The organism is Roseateles albus, assembly GCF_028595345.1.
Lineage (GTDB): Bacteria > Pseudomonadota > Gammaproteobacteria > Burkholderiales > Burkholderiaceae_C > Paucibacter_A > Paucibacter_A albus.
Genome location: NZ_JAQQXT010000010.1, coordinates 218,800 through 225,984 on the forward strand (window position 1 = coordinate 218,800; position 7,185 = coordinate 225,984).

The 7,185-nt window shown below is 57.4% G+C and carries 6 protein-coding genes; 3 read left to right on the plus strand and 3 right to left on the minus strand.

Annotated features, from left to right (window positions below):
- Positions 1-3: 3 nt before the first annotated feature.
- The 3 genes from PRZ03_RS16795 (at position 4) to PRZ03_RS16805 (ending at position 3,867) form a co-directional block, all read left to right on the plus strand.
- A complete protein-coding gene (locus PRZ03_RS16795; RefSeq protein WP_273601410.1) occupies positions 4-1,227 on the plus strand; it encodes an HlyD family type I secretion periplasmic adaptor subunit in 1,224 nt (407 codons plus the stop codon).
- Positions 1,228-1,348: 121 nt separating this feature from the next.
- Positions 1,349-2,710, plus strand: a complete 1,362-nt coding sequence (locus PRZ03_RS16800) for a TolC family protein (protein ID WP_273601411.1) — start codon at positions 1,349-1,351, stop codon at positions 2,708-2,710.
- Between the two features lie 32 nt (positions 2,711-2,742).
- Positions 2,743-3,867 carry a UDP-galactopyranose/dTDP-fucopyranose mutase family protein gene (locus PRZ03_RS16805; protein WP_273601412.1) on the plus strand — a complete coding sequence of 375 codons (1,125 nt, stop codon included), beginning with the start codon at positions 2,743-2,745 and terminating at the stop codon, positions 3,865-3,867.
- Positions 3,868-3,924: 57 nt separating this feature from the next.
- Here PRZ03_RS16805 and PRZ03_RS16810 read toward each other — a convergent pair whose 3' ends face one another.
- Genes PRZ03_RS16810 through PRZ03_RS16820 form a run of 3 tightly spaced genes read right to left on the minus strand, consistent with a single transcriptional unit; the run spans position 3,925 to position 6,819 of the window.
- Complete coding sequence (locus PRZ03_RS16810) at positions 3,925-4,908, minus strand: hypothetical protein (protein ID WP_273601414.1); 984 nt, start codon at positions 4,906-4,908, stop codon at positions 3,925-3,927.
- A 22-nt stretch (positions 4,909-4,930) separates the two neighbouring features.
- On the minus strand, positions 4,931-5,668 hold the full coding sequence (locus tag PRZ03_RS16815; protein WP_273601415.1) for a DUF5672 family protein: 738 nt from the start codon (positions 5,666-5,668) through the stop codon (positions 4,931-4,933).
- Entirely contained in the window at positions 5,665-6,819 is a 1,155-nt protein-coding gene (locus tag PRZ03_RS16820) for a glycosyltransferase family 4 protein (RefSeq protein WP_273601417.1), read from the minus strand. The genes PRZ03_RS16815 and PRZ03_RS16820 overlap by 4 nt, the downstream gene beginning before the upstream one ends.
- Between the last annotated feature and the right edge of the window lie 366 nt (positions 6,820-7,185).

Here is a 7,185-nt window from a genome sequence, read left to right on the forward strand (position 1 = left end):
GCGATGAGTATCAAAAACAAGGCGGGCGGAATGGCCCTGAGCCGAGAAGAGGGCATGTTTGTCTCGGGCTTGAACCACGCCCAGATCGAGGAGCCCTTGCCTCATGCGATGTGGGCGATCTACCTGATGTTGATCGCCGTCACCGTCGCGATCACATGGTCGGCACTGGCGACCGTGGACGAAGTTACGCGCAGTGATGGCCGTATTGTGCCCGACGGCCGTGAGCAAGTCATCGCCAGTCTGGAAAGTGGCATCTTGCGCGAACTCTATGTGCGCGAGGGCGAGGAAGTCGAGGAGGGTGAGGAGTTGGCACGACTTGACCCGACACGCGTCGAAGCGCAGCAAAACGAAGGTCAGGCCAAACGCATCGCGCTGAAGGCGCAAGCAGCCCGGCTGACTGCTGAGGCAAGTGCCAAGCCACTCGTCTTCCCGCGCGAGGTGCTGGCGGTGCCACGCATCGCCGAGGCCGAAATGGAGGCCTATGAGGCGCGCCGACGCTTGATGGACGAGGCAGTCAGCAGCATTGCGCGCAGCAGTGGCTTGCTGGCACGCGAACAAAAGATGGCGCAAGACATGGCGGCCAAAGGGCTGATGTCCGACGTGGAGGTGATGCGCTTAAGCCGGCAAGTCAATGAGCTACAGCAGCAACGTGCCGAACGCATCAGTCGCTTCAGGCAAGAGGCCAGCGGTGAATTGGTGCGGATTCAAAACGAGTTAGCCCAACTCGATGAGCAGATGGTGGTGCGCGAGGATGCCATGACAAGAACGGTCTTCAAATCTCCGGTGCACGGCGTGGTCAAGAATATTCGCGTCAGCACCGTAGGCGGGGTGGTCACTGCCGGTGCGCCCATCATGGAGATTTCGCCGATAGGGCCACGGGTGCTGATCGAAGCGCGCGTCAAGCCACGCGATATTGGCTTTGTGCGGGTCGGGCAGCTTGCCGAAGTCAAACTTTCGGGCTATGACTACAACGTCTATGGTGGCCTGACTGGCCGCATTCAGTACATCAGCCCTGACGCCATGGGTGAAACGGACAAGGGCGCAGAGGGCGGCTATTACCGGGCCACCGTGGCCGCCGAGCGCAATAACTTGCGCTTCAAAGGTAAAACCCTTCCTGTGATTCCCGGCATGACCGCAACTGTCGAGATCAAGACAGGTGAGCGCAGCGTACTGAGCTACCTGGTGCGCCCAATGATGAAATCCCAAGAAGCGTTGCGCGAGCGATAGGAAAGTTCGTCACTCCCTCATAAAGGGGCGGCAACCGCCCCTAATCGAGACTTCGGTGTGACACCAAACGTGATGTAGTAGCGGTATCGGGGAACAACCTCTTTGCCGTGACTTTTCCATCATGTCCAAAACACTTGTGCTGTCGTTGCTAATGGGTCTGGGCTTATGGGCTGCGGTCACGCCTGGGCCAGCGCAGGCGCAGGCCAAAAGTCAGAGTCGTTGCGCCGAGGACGAAGCAGGCCCATCGCGGGCAGGGCGCGACGCCACCATGGTCGAAACCAATGTCACGGACCCGCGCATCCAGTTGCAGGAACTTGTCGGATTAGCCTTGCAACGTAGCCGCTCGATTGGCGCCTTGAAATTGCTAAGCCAAGCCGCCGAGGCCGACGTGGCCGAAGTCAAGGCCTCGCGCATACCCCAGGTGAACTTGCTCGGCAGAGCCGGCTACATGGGCCATGCGGTACCGGGGGCAAACACGCTCACGGGGTCGCAAGGCAGTGCTACCATCAGCGTCACAGCACCGCTGTATGACGCTGGACGAATCACCAAACTGACCGAGTGGCGGGTTCAATTGGCCAACGCGGCCAAATATGGTCAAAGCAGTGCCGAAGAGCAGGTGGCCTTGCAGACCGTTAGCTTGGCTTTGGACCGTAGCCGTTACAGCTTGCAAGCTCAGGTCTACACCCAATATGTACGAAAAATGGCCTGTTTGGTGGAATCGCTCGAGGTCATCACCAAAGCCGATAAGGGCCGCGCCAGCGAGTTGGTACAGGCGCAAAAAAGTCTGCAACAGGCCGATTTGCAGTATGAGCAAACCCTTTCAGCGATGCGTCAGACCGAGATCAAAATGCGCCGCTTTGTGGGTGACCAGCTCCCTGTCAGTGCAAGCCTGAGCACAGTGCTGGCGCAACTGCCCGATTTGGCCGAACTGCAAGCGGATATCTTGCAAGCCCCTGATGTAGCGCAGGCTGCCGCGCAAGCAAGCGCACAACGCAGTTATGCCGAATCTGTCTTGGCTGGTCAACGCCCCAGCGTCAGTTTATTGATGAACGGCACGACGCTGGCTGGTGTCGGTCGCTCAAGCGACTGGATTGGCGGCGTGACGGTTAATATTCCACTCATTCAACCCGGTGCAGACGCGAGCTTGCAGGCCGCCAAGAGCCGCTATCATGCAGCCAGCTTGCAGCGTGATGAAACCGTGGAGGTCAAACAATATCGCTTGTTGGAGACTTACGAAACCGCCACCTCTGCCTTGGACAGGGCGCGGCGAGTCGTGGAAATTCTGCGCAATAGCGACAGGGTGCGGGCCTCCACGCTGCAGCAATGGCAGCAACTGGGCCGCCGCTCTCTGTTCGACGTGATGGCTGCCGAGGGTGACTACTATTCGATGCGAGTCGCCCATGTGAATGCGCTATTCGATGCGCAGCAACTAGTCGCGTTGATGTGGTCGATGGGGCGGGGGGTGCTGACACCACTGCGTTGAATGAATAAGAAACCCGTAATCGAGGCAAAAACATGAGCAAGAAGAATCTCAATATTGGCATGGCCGGCGCCGGTTTATCGTGTGCGGTGATCGCCCGAGAGCTGGCAGAGCAAGGGCACCAACTGAATCTGTTTGATCGTCGCGCTCATGTGGCTGGCAATTGTCATACTGAGAGAGATGTTGGCACAGGTGTCATGGTTCATGTCTATGGGCCACACATATTCCATACCGACGATGACGAGGTATGGACTTTTGTCAATAAGTACATGCGGTTCATGCCTTACGTGAATCGTGTCAAAGCGACGACCGGTGGGCAGGTCTACTCGCTGCCGATCAATCTGCACACGATCAACCAGTTCTTTGGCAAGACCCTGAATCCAGCGGAGGCCAAGGCATTCATCGAGGAACAAGCTGACACCTCGATTATCGAGCCGCAAAGCTTTGAAGAACAGGCGCTTCGTTTCATCGGCCGGCCGCTCTACGAAGCGTTCTTTCGCGGCTACACGCTTAAGCAGTGGGAGGTGGATCCAACCCGCCTGCCGGCTGCCATCCTGAAGCGCTTGCCTGTGCGCTTCAATTACAACGACAACTACTTCTTCCACAAGCACCAGGGCATGCCGGAAGAGGGTTACACCAAAATGGTCGAGCGCATCCTTGACCATCCCAATATTACGGTGACGCTCAATGCCGAGTTGCACGCTGATGATATCGACGCATACGACCACGTGTTCTGGTCGGGACCAATGGACGGATTCTTTGGTTACGACCTTGGGCGCCTGCCCTATCGGACGCTTGACTTTCAGCGATTCGAAGGGCGAGGTGACCTGCAGGGCTGCGCGGTAATGAACTACACCGAAGAAAGTGTGCCTTACACTCGAATTACGGAGCACAAGCACTTCTCGCCGTGGGAGGAACATGAGCAATCGGTGTGTTACCGGGAGTTCAGTCGCAGTTGCGGTCACCTGGACACTCCCTATTACCCGGTACACCTGACCGACGGGGATGATCTCGTGCAGTCCTACAAGGCGCGTGCGCAAGGTCTTGCCAAAGTGACCTTCGTCGGTCGACTGGGCACCTACCGTTACATGGACATGGATTTGACGATACGCGAGGCTATGAATTCGGCCCGTGACTTCTTGGCCGGCTTAAGCAGCTAGACCATCGCAGCTGCGATGGGCAAATAATGTAACGCATCAAGCCTGACGGGTAATGCCTCAGGCTACTACCTCAAAAGCATGTGCCAGACCTGCAACCTCACGTTCGAAAATCATCCGCTCCCGCAGAACTGCCTGGCGAGCAGGTAGAGACAGATCCAGATACAGTTCGTATTGCTGCATCAGCTGCTGCGCTCCCGCGAGCACCGGGTCCACTTGATCTGGTTTGAAGTAGCACTCTTCAGGCAATTTGTAGTCGCGAGCTGCACCTACATCCAGTGCAAACACGCAGCAGTTGCGCAGTAACGCCTCGCGTGCCAGTCGATCCTTGCCAGGGAACGTACCCAGATCAATGAACAGCTTGCTGCTGTTCAAAGCTTCATAGACTTGAGCGCGTGACATGGCGCGTATCAAGTGCACTTTCGTCTGACAGCGAGCCTCCAATTGCGCCGCGATGGAGCCGACGTCATACAAAACCTTGTGATTGGCGTTCAACGCAATACCGGTCTTAGGCATTGGCAAAGGCTCCGCCGTGCCTGGTGTGTAGTCGGACAGAGGCACCGTGCGTTTGAAGCCCAGGGCCTGTATCACCTGATGTGCATAGCCGGACTGGTAGCCGTGCAACACACGCTCGCTACGCAAGCTGTTGAGGTTGACTTTCTGAACCGACAAAAACTCGAAGGCGTTGTCTACGCTGAGCCACCACACCATCGGTTTACAGGTATGGAAATAGCGTAACCAGTGCACATAGGTCTCGGCCAGCACGACGCAGGTGTCGGGTCCCATGACAATCTGGTCGGCCAATCGGGTGCGGTACTTGGCGTAGTCAGCGACAGTATTAGGTCTGGGCTGGATGCCAAGTGCTATTCCCTCGCCCAGACCATTGTTGCGCAAAAGTCCGTCGAGCTCCGGCAGATCACTGGGCAGGACGTACCAAACACGCGCGTCATGCCCCTGTCGGAGAAGCGAGTCGGACAACTGATGCAGTGCTTCGGGGCCTCCGGTCTGAACACCGTGGGGAATCAGGATGATGATCTGTTTCATCGCGAATGTATCCTAGTAGGGCTCAACTCAAGCCAGCTAAACGTTCTTGGAGACGCAAGGCCGAAGCCGGTGCAAGTTGCTGCAGGGCGGGGAGGAGGAAGTTGCTGCGAGCCTTGACAACACGATCCGACAAGTGCTCGACCAGGAAGTCCGGCACTTTCCGGTAGACCGAGGGCAGGTGAAAAATGCCATGAAAACCAAAGGTCGGGAAGGGCACAGCTGGGTATTCCACCGAGAAGTGCGCAGCAATTGCTTTGGGCGCGAAGCGGCAGCCTAGATTTTCGAGCTCGTCGCGCTTCGTGCGGCAAATGAATAGATCTTCTGCTTCTGTCTCGTCTGCATAGTCCAATCCCGCTGCAGCCTGCACTAGGCGTTTGGAACGCCATGAGAATCCGCCGTTTCCCACCTCGTATTGTTCGAAATTGGGCCAAGGTGCGCCGATGTAGTCGTAATGATAAAAATGCGGCGAGAACTGGTCGGCATTGAGGATGAACCCATCGTACTGAACGACCAACACAAAGTCACATTCCAAGCGCACAGCCAAGTCCTTGACGATCAGTTTGTTGTACTCAGCCATCGAACGCAACGGTGGTATCTCGATCAAGGCCAAACCCGGCCAAGCCTCAGGCTGGTCGGAATAGATCAACACCTGATCGAAATGCATGGCACTCAAGCAGAGTCGAAGTGCCTGATGGGCCAGCACATGCATATCAGTGTCGGCGATTGCAATCGCCAGAGTAGGTTTGTGGGTCTTGATCAAAGCAGGGCCATCAATTGGTGTGTCACGGTGGCCCAGGAGTACTCCTGCGCGAGTTGCTCTCGCGCCTGCTTGCGCAGCGCTGGGTTGGGCAGTTGTCGATCGACCACAAGACGCATTGCATGGATCAGGTCTTCCAACTCGGGCATCACGAACTGACCGTGCACCTGAGGTTGATCGGCCGTGGTGCCGGGGCGGGTACTTAGCTGGTAGCTTAGCGCCGGCGACACGAAGTCGTCTGTGGCGCCCCCGCCGCTGACGATCACATGCGTGCCGCAGCCCATAGCCTCCAACACCGGCAGATTGAATCCCTCGGCGCGGTAAGGCGAGACATAGGCGTCCGACAGACAGTAAAGCGAACGAATCTGGCTCAGATTGAGGCTGGTCGACAGGATTGAGATGCCGTCGCGCACTTGGGCGCTGTTGAGCTGGGGCATGCGGCTGGTCAGCTCGGCGAAGATGCTTTCCACGCCCAGGCCGTAAAGTCCCTTGTGGTCCTTGAGGATCAGGCGCACTGGTAAGCCCAGCAGACGCAACTGGGCAAAGGCCAAGATCAGCAGATCCAGCCCCTTGTTCCAGGTCGCCACGCCGACATTGCAAAACACTGTCTCATGCGGCTTGACGCCCAAGGCGAGGCGGGCTTGCTCGCGCTCTTCGGACGTCATTGGATGAAACGTATCGGCCTTGAAGCCATGCGGCACTACCTTGACCTTGTCCGGCGCAAAGCCGTAGTCCAGCAGGCGTGCACACGACCATTGGCTGGGGGTGATGACGATATCGTCGCCAACCGTGAGGCGATTTGGGCTCAGCTCGGCAGGTTCGAAGCTCTTGCCCGTGAGGCCGAACTCGGTGACCACGAAGGTGACGTTGCGGCGCGCCGAGCCCGCCTCGCCTAAGCGAACCGGGGAGGCAATGCGCAGACAGACGTCGATGGGCTCGCCGCCAGGTGCGGGCAGGCCGGCGATGATGGCGCTCTCCTCGGCCGAGAAACCGGAATCGAGCTTGTTGCTATTCCAGTGAGGAAGGAAATAGGAAACGTCGCGGTGGCAGATGCGCCACCCCGAATGCTTGACCATTTCCAAAATCTGGTTCTGGTTCACCATGGCGATGGAGTGATTTATTCCGCGCCAGCCTTCGATGCACAGTGTTCTCAAAGCTTCTCCTGCAGCTGCCCTGCGCTGCAGCTTGGGCAGCAATGGGACGGTTTGTAGGGAAGGAGTGTGGCAGCTGCTTTTTGAGGCCAAGCGCGAAAAAGCATGGGGTTAGTCCCATAACTGCGGAGCCATGGACAGCCAAGATGGGCAGGGACGATCAGTAGTGGACGCTAAAGCTCAGGTTCAACGGACCCGCAGGCCCTGTAGTGATCTGGCGTTGTGAAAGATCAGTTCAGTTGAAGCGGGCCTGTCCGAATTTCTGTGTGTGAGGCTCAATGAACCTTCACTGATTTCGTGAAGCTGGCTGAGTATCTTACGGGCTCGATTTCGTGAACCGATCTTCGTAGAGGATCGCGAACTGGTTCA

What these genes read in the sequence shown, in the direction of transcription:
- PRZ03_RS16805 (WP_273601412.1), top strand. Translation starts at nt 2,743, where the DNA reads ATGAGCAAGAAGAATCTCAATATTGGCATGGCCGGCGCCGGTTTATCG.
- PRZ03_RS16810 (WP_273601414.1), bottom strand. Translation starts at nt 4,908, where the DNA reads ATGAAACAGATCATCATCCTGATTCCCCACGGTGTTCAGACCGGAGGC.
- PRZ03_RS16800 (WP_273601411.1), top strand. Translation starts at nt 1,349, where the DNA reads ATGTCCAAAACACTTGTGCTGTCGTTGCTAATGGGTCTGGGCTTATGG.
- PRZ03_RS16795 (WP_273601410.1), top strand. Translation starts at nt 4, where the DNA reads ATGAGTATCAAAAACAAGGCGGGCGGAATGGCCCTGAGCCGAGAAGAG.